The organism is Pseudomonas sp. GT1P32, assembly GCF_054897805.1.
In genome coordinates this window covers 4,167,671-4,191,284 of record NZ_CM142704.1, presented here as the reverse complement: position 1 = coordinate 4,191,284, position 23,614 = coordinate 4,167,671, and the positions used below count along the sequence as shown (strand labels likewise).

Genomic DNA, 23,614 nt, shown 5'->3' with positions numbered 1-23,614 from the left:
AGCTCACAGTCGTAACGCCATTGGCACGTTCGTACGACGCAAAGGAGTCTGCATGGCTGGTCCCGGATTGAAAAGAGTGGTTGGCCTGAGTCTTCTTGTCCTGCTGGGGGCCTGCGGGGAAAAACCCCAGGTCGAAAAGGATCGTCCGCGGGTGTTCGTGCAAGTCGTCAACGCCGCGAATTACGCCGCGTCCGTCACCCTCACCGGTGATGTTCAGGCGCGCGTCCAGACAGAGCTGTCGTTCCGTGTCGGCGGCAAGATCATCCAGCGCTCGGTCGATGTCGGTGACCGGGTGTCGGCCAAGCAAGTGCTCGCCAGACTCGACCCGAAAGACCTGCAAACCAATGTCGACTCGGCCCAGGCGCAGGTCGTCGCCGAGCAGGCGCGGGTCACACAGAGCGCCGCCGCCTTTGTCCGCCAGCAAAAACTCCTGCCCAAGGGCTACACCAGTCAAAGCGAATTCGACTCTGCCCAGGCCGCATTGCGCAGCAGCCAGAGCGCGCTGACGGCTGCTCAGGCGCAACTGGCCAACGCCCGCGAGCAACTGAGTTACACCGCGCTGATCGCCGACGCGCCGGGAGTGATCACTGCCCGGCAGGCCGAAGTCGGTCAGGTGGTGCAGGCCACGATGCCGATTTTCAGCCTGGCGCGCGACGGTGAGCGCGACGCGGTGTTCAACGTCTACGAGTCGCTGCTGACAGAGGATCCTGAGGGCAAAACGATTGTGGTGAGCTTGCTCGATAACCCGGCCATCAAGACCACGGGCACGGTTCGGGAAGTCACCCCGGCCGTTTCCGCGCAGACCGGTACGGTGCAGGTCAAGGTCACCCTTAACGGTCTGCCGGAAGGCATGCAGCTTGGCTCGGTGATCAGCGGCACGGCAAAGACACCGAGCAAATCCGCAATCGAACTGCCATGGTCGGCGCTGACCAAAAACCTCAGCGAACCGGCCGTGTGGCTGGTGGATGACGAGGGCAAGGCGCAGTTGCATACGGTGACGGTAGGTCGTTACCTGACCGGCAAAGTCATCATCAGCGATGGCCTGAAGGGCGGCGAAAAAGTCGTCATTGCCGGCGGTCAGTTGCTGCACCCCGGCGTCAAAGTGGAAATCGCCGAAAACACCTACAAGGATTTAGCTGCGGGAGCCCAGCCATGAAGCGCGTGTTGCTGGTGTTCGCCGGAATGCTGCTGGTGGCCTGCTCGAAAGAAGAACCGCCGCCAGAGCCGGTGCGTCCGGTGCTGTCGATCAAGGTCCAGGCGCTGGGCGAGGAGAGTCTCGGCCGCTTCGCCGGCAGCATCCAGGCCCGATACGAAACCAATGTCGGCTTCCGTGTACCGGGGCGCATTGCCAGCCGTAACGTCGATGTCGGCGCCGAGGTCGAGAAGGGCGCCTTGCTCGCGACCCTCGATCCCACCGATCAGCAAAACCAGCTGCGCTCGGCTCAGGGCGATCTGGCGAAGGTTCAGGCACAACTGATCAACGCCCAGGCCAACGCCCGACGTCAGCAGGAGCTGTTCGATCGCGGGGTCGGTGCGCAGGCGCAACTGGACATCGCCCAGACCGATCTGAAAACCACTCAGGCTTCCCTCGATCAAGCGAAGGCGGCGGTCGATCAGGCCAAGGACCAACTCGATTATGTCGAGTTGCGCACCGACCACAAAGCCATCGTCACCGCGTGGAACGCCGAAGCCGGGCAAGTGGTGACCGCCGGCCAGCAAGTGGTGACCCTGGCGCAGCCGGACATCAAGGAAGCGGTGATCGACCTGCCCGACACGCTGGTCGATCAGTTGCCCGCGGACGTGGTGTTTCAGGTCGCCGTGCAACTGGAACCGAGCATCACCACCACCGCCATCGTCCGCGAAATCGAACCCCAGGCGCAGAGCGCCACCCGCACCCGGCGCGCCCGCCTGACCCTGACCGACACGCCACCGGGGTTTCGCCTGGGCACGGCAATCAGCGTCACCCTCAGCTCCGCGATCAAACCGCGTATCGAACTGCCTCTGACCGCGCTGCAAGAAGTCGATGGTAAGTCGCGGATCTGGGTCATCGACCCTCAGACCCAAACCGTTTCCCCACGTGACATCAGCCTGATCAGCCGCACCGATTCCACCATGGTCCTGGCCAGCGGCGTGAAGTCCGGCGAGCGTGTCGTGAGTGCCGGTGTGAACAGCCTGAAGCCTGGGCAGAAAGTGAAAATCGATGAGGACAGCCCACAATGAAAGGGAGTTTCAACTTATCCGAATGGGCCCTCAAGCATCAGTCCTTTGTCTGGTATTTGATGTTCATCGCGCTGCTGATGGGCGTGTTCTCGTACATGAACCTTGGCCGCGAGGAAGACCCCTCGTTCACCATCAAGACCATGGTCATCCAGTCCAGCTGGCCGGGTGCGACCCAGGAAGAAACCCTCAAGCAGGTCACCGACCGCATCGAGAAAAAGCTCGAAGAACTCGACTCCCTCGACTATGTGAAAAGCTACACCCGGCCCGGTGAGTCCACGGTCTTCGTGAACCTGCGCGACACCACCAGCGCCAAGGACATCCCGGAAATCTGGTACCAGGTGCGCAAGAAGATCAACGACATTCGCGGCCAGTTCCCCAAGGGCCTGCAAGGGCCTGGGTTCAACGACGAATTCGGTGATGTGTTCGGTTCGGTGTACGCCTTTACCGCTGACGGCTTGTCGATGCGCCAGTTGCGCGATTACGTCGAGCAGGTCCGCGCCGAGATTCGTGAGGTGCCGGGGCTGGGCAAGGTCGAGATGGTCGGCGAGCAGGACGAGGTGCTCTACCTGAACTTCTCCACTCGCAAACTGGCGGCGCTGGGCATTGATCAGCGTCAGGTCGTGGATAGCCTGCAATCGCAAAACGCGGTGACGCCGGCCGGGGTCATTGAAGCCGGTCCCGAGCGGATTTCCATCCGCACCACGGGGCAGTTCGCTTCCGAGAAAGACCTGGAAAACGTCAACCTGCGGCTCAACGATCGTTTCTATCGCCTGGCCGACATTGCCGACATCAGTCGGGGTTATGTCGACCCGGCGACCCCGGAGTTTCGCTACAACGGCCATCCGGCCATCGGCCTGGCCATTGCCATGAAGAAGGGCGGCAACATTCAGGATTTCGGCAAGGCGCTGCACCAGCGCATGATCGACCTGACCGCCGATTTGCCGGTGGGCGTCGGTGTGTACAACGTTTCCGACCAGGCCGCTGTGGTGGAAAAGGCCGTCGGCGGCTTCACCAGCGCGCTGTTCGAAGCGGTGGTGATCGTGCTGGTGGTCAGCTTCGTCAGCCTCGGCGTGCGCGCCGGGTTAGTGGTGGCGTGCTCGATTCCGCTGGTACTGGCGATGGTCTTCGTCTTCATGGAGTACAGCGGCATCACCATGCAGCGGATTTCCCTCGGCGCGTTGATCATCGCCCTCGGCCTGCTGGTGGACGACGCGATGATCACGGTCGAGATGATGGTCACCCGGCTGGAGATGGGTGAAACCAAGGAGCAAGCGGCCACGTTCGCCTACACCTCGACTGCGTTCCCGATGCTCACCGGTACGCTGGTGACGGTGGCCGGTTTTGTACCGATCGGCCTGAACGCCAGTTCGGCGGGCGAGTACACCTTCACGCTGTTCGCGGTGATTGCCGTAGCGATGCTGGTGTCGTGGATTGTCGCGGTGTTGTTCGCGCCGGTGATCGGCGTGCACATCCTCAGCGCCAATGTGAAACCTCACGACGCAGAGCCCGGTCGCATCGGTCGCGCTTTCAATTACGGCATGCTCTGGTCCATGCGCAATCGCTGGTGGGCCATCGGCATCACCATTGCCTTGTTCGTGGCGTCGGTGTTTTCCATGCAGTTCGTGCAGAACCAGTTCTTCCCGTCCTCCGACCGCCCGGAAATCCTCGTCGACCTGAACCTGCCGCAAAACGCTTCGATTGCCGAAACCCGCAAAGCCGTGGACAAGCTTGAAGCTACGCTCAAGGACGACCCGGACATCGTGCGCTGGAGCACCTACATCGGCGAAGGCGCGATCCGTTTCTACCTGCCGCTCGACCAGCAATTGCAAAACCCGTACTACGCGCAATTGGTCATCGTCAGCAAGGGCCTGGAATCGCGAGAAGCCCTGAGTCAGCGTTTGCGCGAGCGCTTGCGCAAGGATTTCGTCGGCATCGGCAGTTACGTCCAGGCGCTGGAAATGGGCCCGCCTGTCGGGCGGCCGATCCAGTACCGGGTCAGCGGCAAGGACATCGACCAGGTGCGCAAACACGCCATCGCCCTGGCCACCGAGCTGGACAAGAACTCGCACATCGGGGAAATCATTTACGACTGGAACGAGCCGGGCAAAGTCCTGCGTATCGACATCGCCCAGGACAAGGTGCGGCAACTGGGATTGTCGTCGGAAGACGTGGCCAACCTGATGAACAGCATCGTCGTCGGTGCGCCGGTGACGCAGGTCGATGACGATATCTATCTGATCAACGTCGTAGGCCGCGCGGTGGATGCGGAGCGCGGAACGCCGGAAACGTTGCAAAACCTGCAGATCGTCACGCCCAGCGGCACCTCGATCCCGCTGCTGGCTTTCGCCACCGTACGTTATGAACTTGAGCAGCCGTTGGTGTGGCGTCGCGACCGCAAGCCGACCATCACCATCAAGGCTGCAGTGCGCGACGAGATTCAGCCGACCGATCTGGTCAAGCAACTGAAGCCGGAGATCGACAAATTCGCCGCCGCTTTGCCGGTGGGCTACAAGGTCGCCACGGGCGGTACGGTTGAGGAAAGCGGCAAGGCCCAAGGGCCGATTGCCAAGGTGGTGCCGTTGATGCTGTTCCTGATGGCAACGTTCCTGATGATTCAATTGCACAGCGTGCAGAAGCTGTTCCTGGTGGCGAGCGTCGCGCCGCTTGGCCTGATCGGCGTGGTGTTGGCGCTGATTCCCACCGGCACGCCGATGGGCTTTGTGGCGATCCTGGGGATTCTGGCGCTGATCGGCATCATCATCCGCAACTCGGTGATTCTGGTGACGCAGATCGATGCCTTGGAGAAAGAGGGGCTGTCACCGTGGGATGCGGTGGCCCAAGCCACGGAACACCGTCGCCGGCCGATTCTGCTGACGGCTGCGGCGGCGAGCCTGGGGATGATCCCTATTGCCCGCGAAGTGTTCTGGGGGCCGATGGCCTACGCGATGATCGGCGGCATCATCATCGCGACGTTGCTGACGCTGCTGTTTTTGCCGGCGCTGTATGTGGCCTGGTACAAGATTCGCGAGCCGAAAAAAGAGGCGCATTAAGATCGAGCGCTGCGCGCTCATCGCTGGCAAGCCAGCTCCTACAGGGGATCGCGTCCATCTGGACAACTCGGTCTACTGTGGGAGCTGGCTTGCCAGCGATGGCGTCCTAACGGCCTACACCGGCTTACGCCAGACACTCGCTAACCAAGGCTGCTGCTCCCGCGGCAACCCCGCCGGCCGGTAGTAATGCTCCAACTCCACAAACCCCGCCGCGTTCAGCAAATCCTGCCACGCCTGAAGATCGTGATAAGCCCCATACCGCGGCCCATTCCACCCCTCCTGATTCTCACCACGCGGATTGGAACTGAACAACACCCCACCCGGCCTCAACGCCCCGCGCAATTCCTTCAACACCCGTGGCAATTCCTGACGCGGAATGTGAAACAGCACCGCGTTGGCAAAAATTCCGTCAAAGCGTTCAGCCGGCAAATCAAGCTTCAGAAAATCCTGCTGCCACACCTCGCAACCACTGTCCTCGCGCGCCATTTGCGCAAACTTCTCCGAACCGTCGAGGCCGACCGCGATGTGGCCCATGCGCGTGAACGTCTGCAAATCCCGACCCGGCCCGCAGCCAAAGTCGAGGATGTCAAAGGGCGCCTCACCCTGAATATGCCGCAGCAGTGCATCGATGTTCTGGCTGACATCGTGATCGCGCGTCCCTTCGCGAAAACCTTCGGCCACTGAGTTGTAGTGGCCCAAGGTGGTGGCGGTGATCTGCTGGAGGTCGTCGGGAGTCTGTTTCATGGGTCGGCTGCGCAGGCAATTGGGATTTGCCGAATATACGCCATCAGGTCTGGGGCTGCTTCGCAGCCATTCGCGGGCAAGTCGGATCGCCGCACCGCTCGCTCCTACAGGGTTCGCGTGATCTTCTGGGCGGTGTGAAACCTGTAGGAGCGAGGCTTGCCCGCGAAGGCGATTTAACTGCCGGCCGATTATTCAGGCCGATTTCCGGTGTGCTTCATCCCCAAACATTCAATGGACCGGTCAACCATCGCCTTGGCAATTTCCAGCAAATGCCAAATAGAGAACACCATGGCCCTGTCGGCACCTTTCAGTTGATCGCCACACCGATAGGCGGTGACCGAAGCGCAGCGCAAAAGGTCGGCGACATAGAGTTGCGTGTCCTCGAAGTTCACGTCCTGGCTGACGTTGTAGAAGCGCAGTTCGTCCGGTGCGCCGGTATGTTCGCGGGTGAGGTAAAAATCGATTGCGTGGTAAAGCGCTGAACGACCTTTAAGCGGATCGTCGTTGTCTTTGCTTGAGGTTTCGGGAGGTGGATCGGGGACTGGTTTTTTCATTGGTAAAACTCCTGGTATTAATTGGAGCCAACCGATATCGCGACTAAACGAACAGGGGTGGCGGCTGCACGCAGGTTAGTCGACCGGATACCAGGAACTCCGGCGCACCCGAGGGTGCCCTGCGCACAGCCACCATAACGTTCAGGCATTAACAAACACCCGACACGAGGTAGCGCTGTGCGCCTGGTATATCCGAGCGACTAAACCCGATCACTGATTTGCAGTGACGGACGGAGACTAGCCAGCGGATTTGCCAGGCGCAAGCGTGCGGAATCATCTAGGAAATGTCCTGCAAATGAAAGGGATTGGCCTTGTAGGAGTGCTGATTTCTCTGTGGGAAAACTTCCCGATTTGTAGTGAATTTCCTACCGCTAACCTTGATTCAGCGCTTGTTCAACCTCCGCCCCCCAACACTCTCGGTGCGGCTACCTGTTACTTCTTACAGTATCGGCCCGGCCCAAAAAGGCTCAGTCTTCCCTCGACCCGAGCGAAGGACCGTCGATACCGTGAATGCTCACCCACACACACCGACCCTGTCGGTCATAGACCCGCGAGCCTTGGCAATTCGCAGCGTGGGCTATTGCCGGCACCCGGACGAGAGCGTCATTGAGTCACGCATCACCCGGCAAGTATTCAATCCTTCGGAGCGGTTGATTGAATCGTGGGACCCACGATTGTGGGGAACGGCACCGAAGCCGAATCTGACCACGGTCTACGGTTTGAGCGGTCAGTCGTTGCTGGCGGACAGCGCTGATGCCGGTTGGCAACTGAGCCTGTTCAATCACGCCGGTTCGTTGGATTCATTCTGGGATGGCCGAGGTAGTCAGCGTCATTGCAGATACGACGATCAGCAACGTGCCATTGCCGTATCGGAACAGGCTGCCGACGAGTTGCCCCATGTGGTTGATCGATTGGACTACGGTGGAGTGGGCGATCTGGATGCCCGGCACAACCAGTGCGGCCGGTTGATCCGCCATGACGACCCGGCCGGTTCCCAAACCATCAACGAGTACGGTCTCGCTGGTTCTATGCTGGTTGAAAGCAGGCGGTTCCTCACTGAGCTGGAGCCCCCCGACTGGCCTGACGATCCCGATGACCGTGACGAACTGCTGGAGGCACAGGTATTCGTGACGCGGCATACCTTCGCGGCCTCTGGCGAAATTCATCGTCAAACCGATGCCATGGGCAACGTCCGGACCTTAGCTCACGACGTCGCTGGCAAACTCAAGGAAACCTGGCTGCAACTGGCTGGAGAGGGCAGACAACCACAACAGCTGGTCAGCGACATCCGCTACAACGCCCACGACCAGATCGAAAGCGAAATCGCTGGCAACGGTGTGAAAACGCAAGCCGAGTACGGCGCCGATGACGGTCGATTGATTCGGTTGGTGGCCGCAGTCGGAAGTCAGAAGCTGTTGCAGGATTTGCATTATGTCTACGATGCGGTGGGCAATATCACCGCGCTGGAGGACAAGGCCCAATCCGTTACCTGGTTCAACAACCAGCGTATCGAACCAAGCAATCGTTACCGCTACAACAGCCTGTCTGAACTGGTCGAAGCGAAGGGCTGGGAAGTCGCCAACCCAAGCCACGGACCCGCATTGCCGGATTTGCTGCCCACACCGCTGGACCCCAATCAGCGGCGCAATTACACCCAGCGCTTCGAGTACGACGCGGCGGGCAATCTGATCACCCGCCAGCACAGTGGCGCGCCGGGTTTCTCGATGTTCACCTCCACCCGCAGTAACCGAAGCCTGGCGCAGCGGGACGATGGTTCATTGCCCGGTGAGCCGGAAATCGAGTCAGGCTTCGATGCCTGCGGCAATCAGCTGGAGTTGCAGCGCGGCCAAACCATGACGTGGGACATTCGCAACCAGTTAAGCCGGGTGACCTTGGTCAAGCGCGGCGATGAACCCGACGATTACGAAGGCTACGTCTACGACCGCCCCGGCCATCGGCTGCGCAAAGTGCATTTCAACCAGACCAGTGGCCGCACAGGGCGTACTGAAGTCCGTTATCTGCCCGGCCTGGAACTTCACTGCCAGGCCGATGGCGAAGAGCGCCATGTCATCAGCATTGAAGCAGGACGTTGCAGTGTTCGCGCCTTGCACTGGCCCGAAGGCGCGCATGCCGATCAATTGCGTTACAGCCTCTGCGACCACCTCGGTTCCAGCGCGATGGAACTGGATCACGAAGCAGGCGTGCTGGCCCAGGAGCACTATTACCCCTTCGGCGGCACCGCATGCTGGGCAGGTAAAAGTGCCTTGGTAGTGAAGTACAAAACGATTCGCTATTCCGGCAAAGAGCGGGATGCGACAGGGCTCTATTACTACGGATTCCGGTATTACGCGCCGTGGTTGCAACGATGGGTGAGTGCAGATCCGGCGGGTCGGGTTAATGGTTTAAATATTTTTATCTTCGTATCGAATCATCCAATAAATCTAAAGGATGTAGACGGTCGAATTTATGAAGGTAAAGATGATGAGTGGGAGAAAGATGTTTTGTTGCAAGCTGCCATTCTTGCGCGAGGATTAGAAGAGTTTTCAGTGAGTTCTGCAGAAATTATTAGGGAAGGTTTAAACGAAATAGAGCGCGTTTATACTAGCGGGATAACTGCTGTAGAGTCGGCCTCTATAGAGTATGCAGAAATCTTGAAAGACTTTTTTGGAACTGAGTACGAAAATATAGGTGCAGACGTTAAGGTGTACGATGCATTTTCGCGAGCTAGGGAACTGACAAAGGAACTAATGAAATTTGAAAGTAGTGCTAAATTTGTAGCTGTTGACCATCCCGATAAAAATAAGGTTGCGTGGGTGTATCCAGACGACCCTCATAACAGAATATTCCTAAATATTAGTGCTGTTAATGCGGAGACTGTAGTTCCGCATCTGGGTCATGAACTTACACATTTTGCCACTATAGGTGTCGGCACTGAGGATTATTTCTATTTGTGCGATCAACAAGCACAACTTAGTTCGCAGCCTTTGATACAGGGAAAGTTGACGGCGAAACAGATGTTTGCTGGGGTGCCAGAGGCCTTTAGTAAAGCCTTTTTTATTGATGGGGTGGCTAAATATGCAAAGGTTTCAGCTTCAGGGCTGGATGTTGATAAAGCGGTTGCATTGTTTAATAGCCGTCCAGATGTGCGGACTATGATGGCGTCTGAAAATGCCGATAGTATTATATATGCTGCTATCGGTATCCATACTCGACAGTCAATGGGTGGAATGAAGAATACCTAATTTTTATGCTGCGATTTGTGTTCAGAAAATCCTGGGAGGGTCGCGGCAGATAGCTTCATTGCCCCAACTATTGCGGGGCTCCTCGCAAGCTTTCGCGGGCAAGTCTGGTTGCCACCCGCGAAGGCGATTTCACTGACTCAACCCTTTTTGATCCCCAGCCACTCTATGGAGTGATCCACCATCGCCTTGACGATCTCCAGCAAATGCCAGATGGAAAACACTATCGCCCTGTCGGCGTCTTTCAGGTGATCGCCACACTCGACCTGTTACTTCTTACAGTATCGGGCCGGCCAAAAAAGGCTCAGTCTTACCTCGAACCGAGCGAAGGACCGTCGATACTGTGAACGCCCACTCACACACGCCGACCCTGTCGGTCATAGACCCGCGAGCCTTGGCAGTTCGCAGCGTGGGCTATTGTCGGCACCCGGACGAGAGCGTCATTACTTCGCGCATCACCCGGCAAGGCTTCGATGCTGCGGGGCGTTTGGTCGAGTCGTCGGATCCCCGTTTATGGGCCTCTGCGCAGAAGCCGAATCTGGTGACGATCCATGGGTTGAGTGGCCAGACGTTGCTGACGGACAGCGTCGATGCCGGTTGGCAACTGAGCCTGTTGAATCAGGCCGGTTCGCTGTGTTCGTTCCGGGACGCCAGAGGCAGTCAGCGTCACATCGCCTATGACGATCAGCAACGTCCGATAGCCGTTACGGAACAGGCCGCCGAAGCACTACCGCGTGTAGTCGAGCGATTGACCTACGGCGGCTTTGCCCCGGCATTTGCTGTGCATAACCAATGCGCAAAGCTGATCCGTCATGACAATCCAGCCGGTACCCGCTTCGTCACCGACTACGGTTTGGCCGGTTCGGAATTGAGTGAAAACCAATGCTTCCTGATCGACCTTGAACCACCCGACTGGCCCAGCGAGTTCGAGGCTCGGGACGCGTTGCTGGAAGATCAGTCGTTCGTCACGCGGCACGTCTTCTTTCCCACGGGCGAGATTCAGCGCCAGACCGATGCCATGGGCAATCACCGTACCTTTGCCTATGACGTGGCAGGCAGGCTGAGTGAAACCTGGCTGCTGATGGCTGGAGAGGGCAGACAACCGCAATGCTTGGTCAGCGACATCCGCTACAACGCCCACGACCAGATCGAAAGCGAAATCGCTGGCAACGGTGTGAAAACGCAAGCCGAGTACGGTGCCGATGACAGTCGGTTGATTCGGTTGGTGGCCGCAGTCGGAAGTCAGAAGACGTTGCAGGATCTGAATTACACCTACGATGCGGCGGGCAACATCATCAAGCTGGAAGACAAGGCCCAAGCCGTTACCTGGTTCAACAACCAGCGCATCGAGCCAAGCAATCGTTACCGCTACGACAGCCTGTCTCAACTGGTCGAAGCGAAGGGCTGGGAAGTCGCCAACCCAAGCCACGGACCGGCTCTGCCGGACTTGCTGCCCACACCACTGGACCCCAATCAGCGGCGCAACTACACCCAGCGTTTCGAGTACGACGCGGCGGGCAATCTGATTACTCGCCAGCACAGCGGTGCGCCGGGTTTCTCGATGTTCACCTCCACTCGCAGCAACCGCAGCCTGGCGCAGCGGGACGATGGTTCATTGCCCGGTGAGCCGGAAATCGAGTCAGGCTTCGATGCCTGCGGCAATCAGCTGGAGTTGCAGCGCGGCCAAACGATGACGTGGGACATCCGCAACCAGTTGAGCCGGGTGACGTTGGTCAAACGTGATGATGAACCCGACGATTACGAAGGCTACGCCTACGACCGCCCCGGCCATCGGCTGCGCAAAGTGCATGTGAGCCAGGCCAGTGGCCGGACTGGGCGTACTGAAGTCCGTTACCTGCCCGGCCTGGAACTCCACCGCCAGGCCGATGGCGAGGAGCGCCATGTCATCAGCATTGAAGCAGGGCGTTGCAGTGTTCGGGCCTTGCACTGGCCCAGCGGTGTCCATGCCGATCAACTTCGCTACAGCCTCCGCGATCACCTCGGTTCCAGCACGTTGGAGTTGGATCACGAAGCAGGCGTGCTGACCCAGGAACACTATTACGCTTTTGGCGGCACCGCATGCTGGGCGGGAAAAAGTGCGTTGGTGGCGAAGTACAAAACGATTTGCTATTCCGGCAAAGAGCGCGATGCAACAGGGCTTTATTATTACGGGTATCGGTATTACGCGCCGTGGTTGCAGCGTTGGATGTGCCCAGACCCGGCAGGAGACAAGGATGGGCTGAATCGCTATGCGATGGTGAGGAACAACCCGATTAATTTCTACGACTGGCAAGGCACGGTATCGATTCCAGTCGATGTTTTTATCGACGATATCGTCAACCCAATGAGTAAAACCATTGGCACGGGATGGTTCGAGGAGCTGATTTGGAATGATGAGAAAAACACGCTCATGAGTACCGGCCCGGTTTATGGTCGAGGTATGAAGGTGTTCGAGGGTGAAAATTCCGAGTGGTACCCATCATCTTTCGGACATGCCATTGCTGCATTTCGTGATCAGAGCGGCAAGCTGCGTCTGTTTGCCAATATGTATTTTCAGCACATGGGCATCCAGCCTGGCATGGGCCTTCCAGAGTTTGCGGGGCTGTTGAAAATTGATGAACAGGCCCCTTCAAAGTTCGTCATCAACAATCATTCCGGCCACTACAAACCCGAATCCTCAATTGACGTTGAGGCGATGATTCGCGAGATTGCTCCGCAGCAACAGTCGGTGAGCTATGCCCCGATTCCCGAGAGCCCGTCGTTTGATTCAACACTTCGAATCAATTCTATTGACTCGCCCGAAACGTATGCGCGCCTGGTGAACACGTACAAGCGAGATTTCAATGGCTTGATCACGTACCTGAAAGAACAAGGTGTCTGGGAAGCCGCCAAAGCGAAATTTGGAAAAAGTGATGACCGGAGCATCATTTTCAAGATGGAGGCTAAAGGGATGACTGCCCAGCAGATCTACAATGAAGAATCTATGTTGATACTTGCCAAACCATTGCCTGAGCCCGTGCAACCGTCCATTGGCACCAGCCGAGTCACACCTCCACTCGCTCTGGAGAAAACCAGAAAAACTTCATTTTTCCGATCCCTTGTTCACCGTTTTGGTCGGCTATTTGCGTAGTGACCTCGAGTCCTTGATTGCTTGAATGTGAGGGGGCAGGTGTTTGCGAGTTGCTCCCCCTCTTTGAAGGTCATCATTTCCTCTAGCGCTTGTTCAACCCCCGAGCCAACCGATCCCCACCCAACTGAATCACCGCCACCAACACCACCAGCAACACAATCACCGTCAACATGATCTGGCTATCAAACCGCTGATACCCGTACCGATACGCGATGTCCCCCAACCCCCCGGCACCAATCGCTCCGGCCATGGCCGACGAGTTGATCATCGTCACCAAGGTGATCGTGAAACCACCGACAATCCCCGGCAACGCCTCAGGCAACAACACATGCCAAACGATGTGCCAACGCCGGCATCCCATCGCCTGCGCCGCCTCGATCAAGCCGTAATCCACTTCCCGCAAACTGACTTCGGCGATGCGCGCAAAGAACGGCGTGGCCGCAATCGTCAGCGGCACTACAGCGGCCTAGACACCGTAAGTGGTGCCGACGATCAACCGCGTGAACGGAATCAACGCCACCATCAAAATCAAAAACGGAATCGAGCGAAACAGGTTCACGAACCCACCCAAGGCGCGGTTCAGTGCCGGTGCTTCGTAGATCCCGCCCTTGGAGCTGGTGACCAGGATCACCGCCAGCGGAATCCCCGCCAGCAGCGCAATCAATGACGACACGCCGACCATCAAAAACGTGTCGATGAAACCCTGCAGCAAGCGATCAAACCACATAACCCAGCACCTCCACCTGTTGTGCCCAGTTGCCGGCGCGCTGGCGCAGTTCTTCGGCGCCCAGCGGCGAGCCGGTCACCGCCAGCAGCAATTGCCCCAGCGCATGGCCCTGAATCCGTTCCACGCCACCTTGCAGCAAACGCACGCGACCGCCGAGGGCTGCAAACAACGCGGCCAGATCCGGTTCGTCGGTGGCGCTGCCGGTGAATTGCAAACGCAGGACCACGGCGGCATCGGACGACTGTGGTTGCGCCTGGAGACGACTTTGCAGTTCCTGCGGCAACGCGTGTTGCAACGGCGCCAGCAAGGTCTTGCTGACCTCATGCTGCGGGTTGCCGAAGACTTCCCACACCGGGCCTTGCTCGACGATGCGGCCATGCTCCAACACCACGACGCGGTCGCAGATGTCGCGGATCACCGCCATCTCGTGAGTGATCAGCACGATGGTCAGGCCCAGGCGCTCATTGATCTCGCGCAGCAGGCCGAGGATCGATTGCGTGGTCTCCGGGTCCAGCGCCGAAGTGGCTTCGTCGCACAACAGAATCTCCGGGTCGTGCACCAGCGCACGGGCGATGCCGACACGCTGTTTCTGCCCGCCGGAAAGCTGCGCCGGGTAGGCCTTGTGCTTCTCTTGCAGGCCGACCAGTTCCAACAGCTCACGAACTTTCTGCTCGCGTTTCTCCTTGGGCACGCCGGCGACTTTCAGCGGCAACTCGACGTTCTGCCAAACGGTTTTGGCCGACATCAGGTTGAAGTGCTGGAAGATCATGCCGATGCGCCGACGCAGCGCCACCAGGCGGTCTTCATCGAACTCGCCGATGTCCACCTGATCGATCAGCACGCGCCCGGTGCTCGGTTGTTCGAGGCGGTTGATGGTGCGGATCAGCGACGACTTGCCGGCGCCGCTGCGGCCGATGATGCCGAACACTTCACCGCGCTGGATGGCCAGGTCGATGCCGTGCAGCGCCGCCACCGGACCTTGTTGGCCGTTGTAGGTTTTGCCCAGACCGATGAAGCGCACGTGAGCACGGTTCAGGTCGGGGTGCAGTTCGGTCTGTTTGGCTTTTTGAGGCTCTGGAATATCCAGTCGCCGTTGGATCGCGGCCGTCATTCTCAGCTTTCCCAACCGGCTTGATAGAGTTTGCCGTGGGCCTTATCCAGCGCTGCGCGAACGGCTGGCGAATGCTGGTAGATGTCGACGAATTTGATCAGGCGCGGGTCGGCTTTGCTTTTTGGCTGGATCACGAACTGGATCACGTATTCCTTGTGATCGAGGCCATCGAACAGCAGCGCGGAACCTGCATCGAAGGTCTTCGCCAGGCGGATGTAGGCCGGGTAGCCCTGAACCAGGTCGGCGTCGTCATAGGCGCGCACCAGTTGCACCGCTTCGACTTGCAGGATTTTGATTTTCTTCGGGTTGGCGATGATGTCTTCTTCGGTGGCCTTGTAGCCGACACCCGGCTTGAGCGTGATCAGGCCAGCCTTGGCCAGCAGTTGCAGGCCGCGACCGCTGTTGATCGGGTCGTTGGCGATGGCGACGCTGGCGCCTTCCGGCAGTTCGTCGAAGCTTTTGTATTTCTTCGAGTAGAGGCCGACGTTGTTGATGATGCCCGGTGCGAACGGCACCAGGTCAAAACCGGCGGCGGCCTTGGCGTTTTCCAGGAACGGCACGTGCTGGAAGTAGTTCACGTCGATGTCGCCAGCGGCGAGGCTGACGTTGGGCGCGATCCAGTCGGTGAACTCGACGAGTTCGACTTTCAGGCCTTGTTTGTTGGCTTCTGCGACGGCGGCTTCCAGCGGGATGGCGAAGGCGGCGGTGGTGCCGACTTTCAGCGGCGCGTCGGCGGCGAAGGTGATGGAGCTGAAGAGGCCGAGGGCCAGGGCCAGTGCTTTGACTGGGTGAGAGAAGTAGTTCTTAGTCATGATGTTTTTTCCAGTCAGTGCATAAATATGGGGTGTTTGGGCGGGCCTCTTCGCGGGCAAGCCTCGCTCCTACAGGGGATTGCAGTGCCCCTGTAGGAGCGAAGCTTGCTCGCGAAGCTTTTAGCGGCGAAACGCGGAGCCGGTGTGTTGCTCAGGCAAATACGCCTCTGCGTGAAACAGCTTCTCCCGCAGGCTGCCGTTGTCATAAGCGGTCTTGTACGACCCCCGCCGCTGCAATTCCGGAATCACCAGTTCGATGAAATCCACATAGCTTTCCGGCGTGACAATTCGCGTCAGGTTGAAGCCATCCAGTCCGGTCTCGGCGATCCACGATTCCAGCTCATCGGCCACTTGTTCCGGCGAGCCAACGACCGTGATGTAGCGACCTCCGAGCGCGTGTTGTTCAAGCAATTTGCGCCGGGTCCAGTCGTTGTTTTGCAGGTTTTTGGTGGCCGACTGGATCGCGTTGCTCTTCACGTACTGGATCGGTTCGTCGATGGCGTACTCGGAAAAATCGATGCCGGTCGATGCCGAGAAATGCGCCACGCCGGCCTCGGCGCTGGCGTAGCTCAGGTATTCGGCGTGCTTGGCCCAGGCCAGCTCTTCGGTGGCGCCGACGATCACGTTCAGCCCCATGAACACCTTGATGTCCTCAGGATTACGCCCGGCTTCAACGGCGCTGGCGCGCACTTTGTCCACCTGAACCTTGGTCGACGGTTTGTTCTGGCCGCTGATGAACACACACTCGGCATGGCGCCCGGCGAACAGTAAACCGCGATCCGAACTGCCAGCCTGGAACAGCACCGGCGTGCGTTGCGGCGAAGGTTCGCAGAGGTGATAACCCTCGACCTGATAGAACTCGCCCTTGTGTTCGACCTTGTGCACTTTGTCGGGCTGCGCGTAGATCCGTTGCTGCGGATCGTTGAGCACCGCACCGTTTTCCCAACTGCCTTCCCAGAGTTTGTAGAGCACTTCGAGGTATTCGTCGGCCTGGTCGTAACGACGGTCGTGCTCGACTTGTTCGCTCAGGCCCATGGCTTTGGCGGCGCTGTCGAGGTAACCGGTGACGATGTTCCAGCCGACCCGGCCGCGGCTCAGGTGATCGAGAGTCGACATGCGTCGGGCGAACAGATACGGCGGTTCGTACGTCAGGTTGGCGGTCAGGCCGAAACCAAGATTCCTGGTCACCGCCGCCATCGCCGAAACCAGCAGCAGCGGGTCGTTGACCGGCAGCTGGATCGATTCTTTCAGCGGCACGTCCACCGAATTCTGGTAGACGTCATACACGCCGACGATATCGGCGATGAACAAGCCATCGAACAAACCGCGCTCCAGCAACTGCGCCAGTTCGGTCCAATACTCGATGGTTTTGTATTGAGTCGAGGTGTCCCGTGGGTGCGTCCACAACCCATGGTTGATGTGCCCGATGCAGTTCATGTTGAACGCGTTGAGCAGGATCTTCTTTTTCTCACCGGCCATCAGATGGTCCCTCGCAACGGAGGGTTTTCATCGTTGAGGTAGTAGTTGCCCACGGCGTGATACTTCCAGCGTACCGGGTCGTGCAACGTGTGCACCCGAGCGTTGCGCCAGTGGCGATCCAGTCCGTGTTCGATCAGGGTCGCCTGGCTGCCGGCCAGTTCAAACAGCGTGCTGCCGGCGGCAAGGGAGATTTCGGTGCTGATGGCGCGGGCTTCGGCGACGGCAATCGACGCGGCGGCAACGGTCTGTGCGTTGGTGTCGGCTTGAGCCTTGTCGAGGAATTCGCCGGAGCGTTCCAGCAGGGCTTCGGCGGCGTGCAGACGAATGCTCAGGTGGCCGAAGCTCTTGATGGTCAGCGGGTCGTCGATGGCTTTTTCGTGTGTGGCGTCGATCCATGGACGGGTTTTGGTCCGCACAAAATGCAGCGCGTCTTCATAGGCGGCGCGGGCGATGCCGGTGTCGATGGCGGCGTGAAGAATCTGTGCCAACGGGCCGACCGGGGTCGGGCGTTCGAACGCGCTTTGAAACGGGATCACGTCTTCGGCGGCCACAAAGACGTCTTCGAACACCACCGAACCGCTGCCGGTGGTGCGCTGGCCGAAGCCGCTCCAGTCGTCGATGACCGTCAGGCCCTTGCTATCGCGCGGGACGAACGCCAGTTGCTGCACGCCGTTTTCATCCACCACCGAAGTCGGGATGCGTTGCGCGTAGATTGCGCCCGTTGCGTAAAACTTGCGGCCGTTTATACGATAGCCGTCCCCGTCGCGGGTCAGACTGGTGACGCGGTCGTGGGCGGTTTTGGTGCCGAGTTCGGCGAGTGCATTGCCGAAACGCTGGCCGGCCAGCACTTCGGCATAGAGACGTTTCTTCTGCTCGGCGCTGCCGTTCACGCGCAACACTTCGAGGGCGTAAAAATGGTTCTGCGGAATTTGCCCGAGGGAGCCGTCAGCCTGGGCGATCAAGGCGATCACCTTGGCCAGCGTGACGTTGGAAACCCCGGCGCCGCCGTACTCTTTTGGCACGCTGATGCCCCATAGACCCGAGCGGGAAAACACTTCCAGTTCCGGGTGCGGCAAACGGCGTTCGCGGTCGCGCAGGGCGCTGTCGCGTTTGAAGTCTTCGGCCAGGTCACTGGCGACGATCAGGGCTTGCTCATCGCTGGTTATGACCGCGACGTGGTGAGAAGTTGTCATGTGTTTCTCCAGGTGTCTGGTCGTTAAATCCAGGAGTGGCGAGCGGGGAGCGTGCCGTTCAGGTGATAGGCGCCGACGGCGTGATACTTCCAGCGCACCGGATCGTGCAGCGTGTGCACGCGGGCGTTGCGCCAGTGGCGGTCGAGGTTGAATTCGGCGAGGGTGGCGCGGCTACCGGCCAGTTCGAAGAGCTTTTCGCTGGCCTGCAGCGAGATCTCGGTGGTCAGCACCTTGGCTTCGGCCACGGCAATCGAGGCTCGGGCGGCGGATTCGGCGGTGAGCGGCGCGGCGTTGACCTGATCGAGTACTTGCCCGGCTTTGCGCAGCAGCGCTTCAGCGGCGTGCAGTTCAATTTTCAGTTTGCCGATGTCGGCGATCACATAAAGATCATCGCTGGCGCGTTCGACCTTGGCGTCGATCCAAGGGCGGGCGCGGGTTTTCACGAAGTCGATGGCGTCGTCGATGGCGCCGCGAGCGATGCCGGCGTCGATGGCCGCTTGAATCAGCTGCGAGACGGCGCCCTGGATGTTCGGCTTGTCGTTGATCTTCCAGTTGTCCACCACCAGCTCGGCGTCGACCCGCACGTTGTTGAGCAAAATGGTGCCGCTGGCGGTAGTGCGTTGGCCGAAACCGGACCAGTCATCAACGATCCGCAAGCCCGGTGTGCCGCGACGGACGAAGGCCAGCACTTGCTTGCCGTCGTCATTCAGCGCCTTGACCGCTACCCAGTGGGCGAACAGGGCGCCGGTGGAGTAGAACTTCTGCCCGCTGATGACAAATCCGTCGCCGTCGGCGGTGATCCGTGCCTTGAGTTCCAGGGTGTTCTTGGTGCCGCGTTCCGGCCCGGCATTGCCGATGCGCCAACCTTCGAGCACGCTTTTGAACAGCTGTTTTTTCTGCGCTTCGGTAGCGCTGCCGAGCACCAGGTTGAGAATGCCGAACTGATTCTGCGGGATCTGTCCCAATGCCGGGTCGGCTGCGGAAATGATCGCAAAAACATCGGCCAGGGTGACGAACGAAACCTGCGGGCCGCCGTATTCGCGCGGGATGGCAATGCTGCCCAGGCCGCTGCGGGTGAACTGTTCGATTTCCGACCACGGCAGCTTGCGCTGACGGTCGCGTTTAGCCGCTTGTTGGCGGGCGACCTGCGCCAGCTCATGGGCGGCCTTGATTGCTTGTGCGTCGTTGCGCAAAACCTGCGCGGGCAACAACAACGGGGCGATGTCCAGATCACTCTGGACGATTGCATCTGCCAGACTGGACATCAGTGCCGCTCCTTGGCTGCTGCACGCAATGCCCTGGCGATCTGCACTGGGGTGATTGTGTTCCGGACCATACCTACCTCACATCTCATGGAACGCCGCGATGGATGCGGCGAAGTAAAAACAAGAATGTCCGGTGGTCCGGTTTATATACCCTAAGCGTGTATAAAAATTAAATAAACTAACTTTTAGGAATATAGATAGAAGTGTGTCGTGAGCAACTGTACGCAGGGCAACACTTTGTTCTTGTAGCAACAGAAACACCCTGCGTACTTACCGTAGGAGCGAAGCTTGCTCGCGAAGAACGATGACTCGGTGTGTCAGAACTGACGCCTTCGCGAGCAAGCTTCGCTCCTACAGTGGACGCAAAAGGTTCAGTGTTTTCGCGCTTCTGCTGCCATGAGCAGTTCTTTTTGCGGGACCTTCGAATAAGGATTGGCACACCCAATCTTCAACGTGCGTGCTGGCGCCCAGCGAGAGTTGTTTCCCACCCGGTCGAGGATGCAGTAGGTCACTTCCAGCCGCAGGTCTTCGCCGGCTTCAAGAATGATCGCCGGCGGCACCCAGACCTGAATCGGCTGGCCCACATCGCCGGCCTTGAGCCGTGGCAGGTCCATGCGCACATCGCCCCAGCGCAGGGTGATTTCATCGTCGATGGCCATGTTCAGGTACGGCTCGATGGTCAAGGGAACGCCGCGCTTGATCTGGTTCGGGTTGACGCCCTGACGGCGGATGGTTTCGGGAATGCTCACCGGCGCCAGGCTTTGGTTTTCGTCGCCGTACAGGGCAGAGGGCTGGCCTCCCGGGCAGTCGAGCTTGACCTGTATACGGGTTGTCGGTGACAGCGCTGGCCCATGGCCGACCTGCATCAGCCGGTAGTGAATGCGTGAGGAACCGTTGGCGATGAAGCTTTGCGGCACGCGCAGGCTGACGGATTTGCCGACGTCCAGGGTGTTCAGCACCCTGGAGGCCACGTAGCAGTTGTCCCAGAACAATTCGATCAAGTCGCCTTCGTCCATGCCGGGATAAGGCGCGACGGCGATCAGCAGGTGAGCGGCCGAGGTGATGTTGATGCCGCTCCGGTGGGATTGCTCCACGGTCGGTGCCGCAAGTTCGGTTTTTTTCGAAGTATGTTTCATGGGTTTCTCCTTGAAGTCTTGCAGCGAAGTCCGTTTCTGAAAGAACTGATTGGCCGAGCCACAAACGGCTCATTACTTGCGTATGAACAATGATTGAACGTGATGAGTTCGTTTGTCGGAGACTAGATAAGAGTGCGCTGGAATAAGTGTCAATAGAGTTGCTTAGTTAAGTAACGAATCTTTCGTTATTCAGAAAGCTCCTACGCTTTCAGGTCCAGAAGCCCCATCGGTCTGTCGAACAAACCCACGGAATCAGCGGTTTTTTGAGGTGAGAGGCGGCGGTTGTTCGTGCGGTAACGCTGAGGTGTTTTGTGGATTTTAGGCGAGGATAATCTGTCGCAGGACATATATATGTACCGCACGCGATTATTGAAAGAGGGATAAATTGTAAGAGTGGTTTGAGTGACGGTTGAAAGGGGGGGTATGAAGTTTAGATGTAACTTCCATCCGTGGAAGTTTATGTCGTTGTCATGGCTGCTCAGTGTTGAGCGTTGTTCAGGAACTTGCTGAGAAACTGTTTTGTCCGTTCTTCTTTCGGATGGGCAAACAATTCTTTGGCTTCGCCTTGCTCGACGATCACACCCTTGTCGAAAAACACCACGCGGTTGGCCACGTCGCGGGCAAAGCCCATTTCGTGGGTCACGATGACCATGGTGCGCTTCTCCTCGGCGAGGCTGCGGATGGTCGCCAGCACTTCCCCCACCAGCTCCGGATCGAGTGCCGAGGTGGGTTCGTCGAACAGAATCACTTCCGGTTCCATCGCCAGCGCACGGGCAATCGCCACACGCTGTTGCTGGCCACCGGAGAGGCGTCGCGGGTACGCGTCTTCCTTGCCTGCCAGGCCAACCCTGGCCAGCAGCTTTTTACCCAGGGCAACGGCTTCGGCGTGCGGGATCTTCTTGACGATGATCGGGCCTTCGATGACGTTTTCCAGGGCGGTGCGATGCGGGAACAGGTTGAAGTTCTGGAACACGAAGCCGACGTGCTGACGCAAGCGCCGCACCAGGCTCTGCTGCTGGTTCAACGGGCGGCTGCCATCGATCTCGATGTCACCGACCTTGATCCGGCCGCTGGAGGGTTCTTCGAGAAAATTCAGGCAACGCAGGAACGTGGTTTTCCCCGAGCCGCTCGGCCCGATGATTGCCACTACCTCGCCTTCCTTCACTTCCAGATCAATGCCGTTAAGCACTACTTGACCCTTGAACTGCTTTGTCAGTTTTTCCACGACAATCATGGGGTCAGGACTCCTGGTCGTGCCGATTGACCCGCTCTTCCAACTTGTTCTGCAGGTGCGAGAGCACCGTGGCCAGAATCCAGTAGATCAGTGCGGCGGCAAGATACATGGTGAAAATTTCGAAGGTCCGGGCGGTAATCAACTGCGCCTGACGGAACAGTTCCGGCACCTGAATGGTGGCGGCCAGCGCCGTGTCCTTGACCAGCGAGATGAAGCTGTTGCCCAGCGGCGGCAATGCCGTACGCATCGCTTGCGGCAGGATGGCCCGGCGCAATGTCTGCGCGCGGGTCATGCCGATACTCGCGGCAGCTTCCCACTGGCCACGCTCGATGGAGCTGATCGCGGCACGCAGGATTTCGCAGGCGTAGGCGGCCATGTTCAGCGAGAAGCCGATCAGGGCCGCCGGCAGCGGATCAAGTTCGATGCCCAATTGCGGCAAGCCGTAATAGATCACGAACAGTTGCACCAGCAACGGCGTGCCGCGAAAGAACGACACGTAGATGCGGGCCAGCCAGCTCACCAGTTTGAAGCGCGACAGGCGCATCAACGCCAGGCCGAACCCCATCACCAGGCCGAAGAACATCCCGCCCAGGCTGAGGATTACCGTGTAGTACGCGCCCTTCAGCAGGAAGGGCGCGGAGTCCAGCGCAAGTTGGAAAGCTTCTCCCATTATTTGGTGACGTCAGCGCTGAAGTATTTTTCCGAAAGCTTTTTCAGCGTACCGTCGGCACGCAGCTTGTCGATGGCCTTGTTCACCGCTGCCAGCAACTCAGGCTCGCCTTTGCGCAGGGCAATGCCGGCTTCCTGACGGGAGAACGCTTCGCCGGCGGCGGAAGTGTCCTTGGCCTTCTTGGCGTATTCCAGCGCGGCGAGACGGTCGATCAGGATGGCGTCGGTGCGGCCGTTACGCAGGTCTGCGAACTTGCTCGGATCATCTTCGTAGGTGCGCACGTCAGCGGTCGGCACGTTGGCTTTAACCCACTGTTCGTAGTTGGTGCCCAGGCCTACGCCGACTTTCTTGCCACCCAGGTCGGCGGCAGTCTTGATGTTCAGCTCGGCAGCTTTTTTGGTCAGCACCAGCGCCTGAATCCCGGAAATGGTGTACGGCTCGGAGAAGTCATACTTCTTCTTGCGCTCTTCAGAGATGGTCACCTGGTTGACCACTGCGTCCAGACGCTTGGATTCCAGCGCCGCGAGGATGCCGTCCCATTTGGTCGGTTGCAGTTTGACCTTCACGCCCAGCTCTTTGGCCAGGGCTTCGGAGAACTCGACTTCGAAGCCGGTCAGTTTGCCGTCGGCGTCAACGAAGCTGAACGGTGGGTAAGTGCCTTCCAGGCCGACGTTGATCACGCCAGCGTCCTTGATTTTTTGCAGCTGCTCACCGGCAACTGCCTGCCCCAGCAGACCGGCGCTCAGCGCCAGGCCCAGCGAACCCACCAGCAGATTTCGACGTAGTGCGGAAAAATTCATGACAAGCCCCTGTGTTTTCTTATGAAGACGCTTTTAGGAATGTTGGCAAAATCGGGATTTGGACGACTGCAATATCCTGCCCTAAAGCAGCGTATGCGTCTCGCTGCAAATTCGCCTGCGGCGTGACTATATGATGGTGCTTATAGATAGGAAAATAATAAATATTGCGTTTGTTATTCTTTAAAGGAATATGTATCGGTTAGACCGCTATCGCCGGCAAGCCGGCTCCTACAGGGTTTGTGTCGTGCAC

At 58.7% G+C, this 23,614-nt stretch carries 16 protein-coding genes and 2 pseudogenes; 5 read left to right on the top strand and 13 right to left on the bottom strand.

The genetic code is table 11. The features are described 5' to 3' along the window. Nucleotides 1-52: 52 nt before the first annotated feature. From ACYZUC_RS19140 to ACYZUC_RS19130, 3 genes are read left to right on the top strand one after another with little or no spacing between them, the layout of a single operon-like run. Nucleotides 53-1,156 carry an efflux RND transporter periplasmic adaptor subunit gene (locus ACYZUC_RS19140; RefSeq protein WP_461989676.1) on the top strand — a complete coding sequence of 368 codons (1,104 nt, stop codon included), beginning with the start codon at nt 53-55 and terminating at the stop codon, nt 1,154-1,156. Further along, nucleotides 1,153-2,220 (top strand): efflux RND transporter periplasmic adaptor subunit, encoded by a 1,068-nt coding sequence (locus ACYZUC_RS19135; RefSeq protein WP_253401262.1) that lies wholly within the window; start codon nt 1,153-1,155, stop codon nt 2,218-2,220. Before ACYZUC_RS19140 ends, ACYZUC_RS19135 begins: the two co-directional genes overlap by 4 nt. Then, nucleotides 2,217-5,270, top strand: coding sequence for an efflux RND transporter permease subunit (locus ACYZUC_RS19130; protein ID WP_461989675.1), 3,054 nt, complete (start codon nt 2,217-2,219; stop codon nt 5,268-5,270). Before ACYZUC_RS19135 ends, ACYZUC_RS19130 begins: the two co-directional genes overlap by 4 nt. Before the next feature lie 114 nt (nt 5,271-5,384). Here the strand turns inward: ACYZUC_RS19130 and ACYZUC_RS19125 are convergent, their stop codons facing one another. Further along, a complete protein-coding gene (locus ACYZUC_RS19125) occupies nt 5,385-6,014 on the bottom strand; it encodes a class I SAM-dependent methyltransferase (protein WP_461989674.1) in 630 nt (209 codons plus the stop codon). 188 nt (nt 6,015-6,202) lie between these two features. Then, the gene (locus ACYZUC_RS19120) at nt 6,203-6,568 is read right to left on the bottom strand and encodes a DUF6124 family protein (RefSeq protein WP_008032502.1); all 366 of its coding nucleotides are present in this window, start codon (nt 6,566-6,568) and stop codon (nt 6,203-6,205) included. Between the two features lie 506 nt (nt 6,569-7,074). Between ACYZUC_RS19120 and ACYZUC_RS19115 the strand changes: the two genes are divergently transcribed. Further along, nucleotides 7,075-9,810 (top strand): RHS repeat domain-containing protein, encoded by a 2,736-nt coding sequence (locus ACYZUC_RS19115; protein WP_461989673.1) that lies wholly within the window; start codon nt 7,075-7,077, stop codon nt 9,808-9,810. Between the two features lie 137 nt (nt 9,811-9,947). On the opposite strand, the pseudogene ACYZUC_RS19110 reads toward ACYZUC_RS19115, so the two are convergent. Beyond that, nucleotides 9,948-10,070: pseudogene (locus ACYZUC_RS19110) on the bottom strand (DUF6124 family protein); the annotation flags it as partial. A gap of 80 nt (nt 10,071-10,150) precedes the next feature. Between ACYZUC_RS19110 and ACYZUC_RS19105 the strand changes: the two are divergent. Continuing rightward, nucleotides 10,151-12,937, top strand: coding sequence for an RHS repeat domain-containing protein (locus ACYZUC_RS19105; RefSeq protein ID WP_461989672.1), 2,787 nt, complete (start codon nt 10,151-10,153; stop codon nt 12,935-12,937). Between the two features lie 82 nt (nt 12,938-13,019). Here ACYZUC_RS19105 and ACYZUC_RS19100 read toward each other — a convergent pair. The 10 genes and pseudogenes from ACYZUC_RS19100 to tcyJ form a co-directional block, all read right to left on the bottom strand. Then, a pseudogene (locus ACYZUC_RS19100) lies at nt 13,020-13,664 on the bottom strand (methionine ABC transporter permease). Then, nucleotides 13,654-14,775, bottom strand: a complete 1,122-nt coding sequence (locus ACYZUC_RS19095) for a methionine ABC transporter ATP-binding protein (protein WP_461989671.1) — start codon at nt 14,773-14,775, stop codon at nt 13,654-13,656. The pseudogene ACYZUC_RS19100 and the gene ACYZUC_RS19095 overlap by 11 nt, the downstream one beginning before the upstream one ends. Before the next feature lie 2 nt (nt 14,776-14,777). Next, a complete protein-coding gene (locus tag ACYZUC_RS19090) occupies nt 14,778-15,587 on the bottom strand; it encodes a MetQ/NlpA family ABC transporter substrate-binding protein (protein ID WP_461989670.1) in 810 nt (269 codons plus the stop codon). Nucleotides 15,588-15,707: 120 nt separating this feature from the next. Beyond that, entirely contained in the window at nt 15,708-17,066 is a 1,359-nt protein-coding gene (locus tag ACYZUC_RS19085; protein ID WP_461989669.1) for an LLM class flavin-dependent oxidoreductase, read from the bottom strand. After that, the gene (locus ACYZUC_RS19080; RefSeq protein ID WP_461989668.1) at nt 17,066-18,259 is read right to left on the bottom strand and encodes an SfnB family sulfur acquisition oxidoreductase; all 1,194 of its coding nucleotides are present in this window, start codon (nt 18,257-18,259) and stop codon (nt 17,066-17,068) included. The genes ACYZUC_RS19085 and ACYZUC_RS19080 overlap by 1 nt, the downstream gene beginning before the upstream one ends. Nucleotides 18,260-18,282: 23 nt before the next feature. Continuing rightward, complete coding sequence (locus ACYZUC_RS19075; protein WP_461989667.1) at nt 18,283-19,524, bottom strand: SfnB family sulfur acquisition oxidoreductase; 1,242 nt, start codon at nt 19,522-19,524, stop codon at nt 18,283-18,285. A gap of 371 nt (nt 19,525-19,895) precedes the next feature. Beyond that, nucleotides 19,896-20,660: a hypothetical protein gene (locus ACYZUC_RS19070; RefSeq protein WP_461989666.1), complete on the bottom strand. Its 765-nt coding sequence runs from the start codon at nt 20,658-20,660 to the stop codon at nt 19,896-19,898. 478 nt (nt 20,661-21,138) lie between these two features. Beyond that, nucleotides 21,139-21,894 carry an L-cystine ABC transporter ATP-binding protein TcyN gene (gene tcyN / locus ACYZUC_RS19065; protein WP_461989665.1) on the bottom strand — a complete coding sequence of 252 codons (756 nt, stop codon included), beginning with the start codon at nt 21,892-21,894 and terminating at the stop codon, nt 21,139-21,141. A gap of 4 nt (nt 21,895-21,898) precedes the next feature. Then, the gene (tcyL, locus tag ACYZUC_RS19060; RefSeq protein ID WP_008040170.1) at nt 21,899-22,564 is read right to left on the bottom strand and encodes a cystine ABC transporter permease; all 666 of its coding nucleotides are present in this window, start codon (nt 22,562-22,564) and stop codon (nt 21,899-21,901) included. Continuing rightward, nucleotides 22,564-23,364, bottom strand: coding sequence for a cystine ABC transporter substrate-binding protein (gene tcyJ, locus ACYZUC_RS19055; protein ID WP_461989664.1), 801 nt, complete (start codon nt 23,362-23,364; stop codon nt 22,564-22,566). Before tcyJ ends, tcyL begins: the two co-directional genes overlap by 1 nt. Nucleotides 23,365-23,614 lie beyond the last annotated feature (250 nt).

Coding starts and splice junctions, on each gene's coding strand:
- ACYZUC_RS19140 (WP_461989676.1), top strand. CDS start 53: ATGGCTGGTCCCGGATTGAAAAGAGTGGTTGGCCTGAGTCTTCTTGTC.
- ACYZUC_RS19135 (WP_253401262.1), top strand. CDS start 1,153: ATGAAGCGCGTGTTGCTGGTGTTCGCCGGAATGCTGCTGGTGGCCTGC.
- ACYZUC_RS19130 (WP_461989675.1), top strand. CDS start 2,217: ATGAAAGGGAGTTTCAACTTATCCGAATGGGCCCTCAAGCATCAGTCC.
- ACYZUC_RS19125 (WP_461989674.1), bottom strand. CDS start 6,014: ATGAAACAGACTCCCGACGACCTCCAGCAGATCACCGCCACCACCTTG.
- ACYZUC_RS19120 (WP_008032502.1), bottom strand. CDS start 6,568: ATGAAAAAACCAGTCCCCGATCCACCTCCCGAAACCTCAAGCAAAGAC.
- ACYZUC_RS19095 (WP_461989671.1), bottom strand. CDS start 14,775: ATGACGGCCGCGATCCAACGGCGACTGGATATTCCAGAGCCTCAAAAA.
- ACYZUC_RS19090 (WP_461989670.1), bottom strand. CDS start 15,587: ATGACTAAGAACTACTTCTCTCACCCAGTCAAAGCACTGGCCCTGGCC.
- ACYZUC_RS19085 (WP_461989669.1), bottom strand. CDS start 17,066: ATGGCCGGTGAGAAAAAGAAGATCCTGCTCAACGCGTTCAACATGAAC.
- ACYZUC_RS19080 (WP_461989668.1), bottom strand. CDS start 18,259: ATGACAACTTCTCACCACGTCGCGGTCATAACCAGCGATGAGCAAGCC.
- ACYZUC_RS19075 (WP_461989667.1), bottom strand. CDS start 19,524: ATGTCCAGTCTGGCAGATGCAATCGTCCAGAGTGATCTGGACATCGCC.
- ACYZUC_RS19070 (WP_461989666.1), bottom strand. CDS start 20,660: ATGAAACATACTTCGAAAAAAACCGAACTTGCGGCACCGACCGTGGAG.
- tcyN (WP_461989665.1), bottom strand. CDS start 21,894: ATGATTGTCGTGGAAAAACTGACAAAGCAGTTCAAGGGTCAAGTAGTG.
- tcyL (WP_008040170.1), bottom strand. CDS start 22,564: ATGGGAGAAGCTTTCCAACTTGCGCTGGACTCCGCGCCCTTCCTGCTG.
- tcyJ (WP_461989664.1), bottom strand. CDS start 23,364: ATGAATTTTTCCGCACTACGTCGAAATCTGCTGGTGGGTTCGCTGGGC.